This is a genomic window from Hymenobacter crusticola (genome assembly GCF_002154225.1).
GTDB lineage: Bacteria > Bacteroidota > Bacteroidia > Cytophagales > Hymenobacteraceae > Hymenobacter > Hymenobacter crusticola.
Genome location: NZ_MTSE01000091.1, coordinates 1 through 2,136, shown reverse-complemented (window position 1 = coordinate 2,136; position 2,136 = coordinate 1). Strand labels below are relative to the sequence as shown.

Annotated in this window: 1 protein-coding gene; it reads right to left on the bottom strand. The window is 58.5% G+C overall.

The window, feature by feature from the left end; translation table 11 throughout:
• A partial coding sequence (locus tag BXP70_RS28940) for a LamG-like jellyroll fold domain-containing protein (RefSeq protein WP_143436786.1) occupies positions 1-2,136 on the bottom strand: 2,136 nt, incomplete at both ends.

The following is a 2,136-nucleotide window of genomic DNA, read 5'->3' as shown; positions in this document are numbered from 1 at the left end:
GGCCCGTAGTGCCGGTGCTGGAGCGGAACAGGGTGAGTTGTCCTTCGCTTACGCCGTTGAGTTCCGTGTCGAAGTAGCCGAACTCTAGCGTCACGTTCAGGCCCGCGTCGATCGCGGCTTGAATGTCGTAGTAGCGCTTGATGCTGACGCTGGTGCCCTGGCCGGTGAGCGCAGTGCCCGTCACGCGCCGCACGGTGGTGGCACCAGGTAGCGTCGTGCCGGTGGGCGTCAGGGCCAGCCCGAGGTTGCCGAAGCTGTAACGGGTGCCCGCCGTATTTAGCGTAGCGGTGCTGAGGGTCGTACCGAGCACGTAACTGCTACTGGACTCCACGAGGGAAGCCCCGGTCGTGGTTAGTTCGTAGACATCCGTTGCCAGCATGCCGCTCGTCATGGTGAGCGTGCCCGTCACGGTCGCGGCGCGTTGCAGCGTGAGCGTGCCGGTTTTGTTCACCGTCAACTTGGCGAAGCTACTCAAGCTGGTACCACCTAAGTTTTGTGTCGTGGCGCCGCGGAAGCTCACCGTGCCGGCCAGTGAGGCCGCGCCGTTGTTTGTCCAGTCACCATATACTTCTAAGCTGGCGTTCGGGTCAAGTGTAAAATTGGCACCACTGGCAATAGTTAGATTAGCTGCCGTGAGCGTACCACTCGCTAAGGTCGGATAGCGGCTCAAGCTAGCTGGGATAATCACGTGGGTGGTGGCGTCGGGTACTTTGCCGTAGCTCCAATTACTGCAGTCCGACCACGCATTGCTGCTGCTGCCGTTCCACGTCGTGGTGGCAGTGGTAGGTACACTCACCATGACCGTGGCTTGTGCCCGGCTGCTGTTGCCGCTAGCATCAGTGACCGTCAGCGTCGTCATCACCCCTTGGTACGCCACACCGGGGGTCGTCCATACAGGTGCATTGTAGAGGGTGCCTGGCGTACTGTTGCCAGTCATGTCGCTTAGGCTCGTGCCAGCGGCTTCGCGCATGTCCCAGCGGGCTACCAAACCGGCCAAAGAAGCGGGATTCACACGGCTAGCACTCTGCGTTATTTCAGCTGCTAATAGGGCCCGACTCCAAACGCGAACTTCGTCCAGGCGGCCCGTCAGAAACTCACCCGATTGTGGAGCAGCGCGCTGGGCAATACGCCACGTTGTACCGGTGGTATTAAAGGGGGCTGGATTGGTCGCTACATCTAGTACGCCATCGACGTACAGGCGGAGCGTGGTGCCATCATATGTGGCTGCGACATGGTGCCACGCATTGGGGCTTAAGGGGATGTTCCCGCGCAGGTCGTTGTATTCCCCTACATAATACAGGTTACCATTGCTCATTATTAAGCCTGAACGCAGGTTCGTCGTTGGTGTGCCATAGTTGAAGATAACTCCGTTCGAGTTGGCAGCAGTGGGATACACCCAGGCTTCTAGGGTACGCGCGGCATTACCGGAAGGGAGCAGGGCGTGCGTCCCTTCTACGTACTGGGTACTACCGTTGAAGGCGAGCGATGGATTCGTCGCAGCATTGGGGTTCACGTCCGTGCAGCTGAACGTGTTCGGAGCGATACTCAAGGCCGCAATGCTACAGTTATCCGTGCTGCTAGCATTGATCATTGCTGGCGTGAGGGTGGCGTTGCCGCTCTGATTAAGCATTACACTCACATTCTGCGCGATGGCTATTGGAGCCAAATTATCTTGCACCGTTACCGTCGCGGTTTTTATACTGGTATTGCCGTTCGCATCCGTGACGATCAACCGCACTAAATTGGTGCCTACCTCCGAGCACGAATAGGTTACCTGAGAGGCGGGGGCGGTGAGCGTGTACGTTGCCCGGACAGCCAGCTTTTTGACAGTTCCTACGCAGGGATCGCCAAAGACACCATTGGTCGCTGGAATGCTCGCCGAATTTTTACCTAGCAAGTACGATTCCACAATGGAGGCACTGTTGGGCGCGTGACAGCCACTGGTTACGTAATTCCCCTCCGAGCCAGTGGGTGTACCATAGCTGGCAAAGTCAACCGCGGTAAACACGGCGCCGGCCGGTGCCGTTAGCGTTAACATCCCACCTTCTGTCACCTGACCGTAGACGCCTAGTTTCTGCACCTGCAGTGTGAGCGGCCCGCAACCCGCCGTGCTGCCATTATTGACGGCGGTTGCAG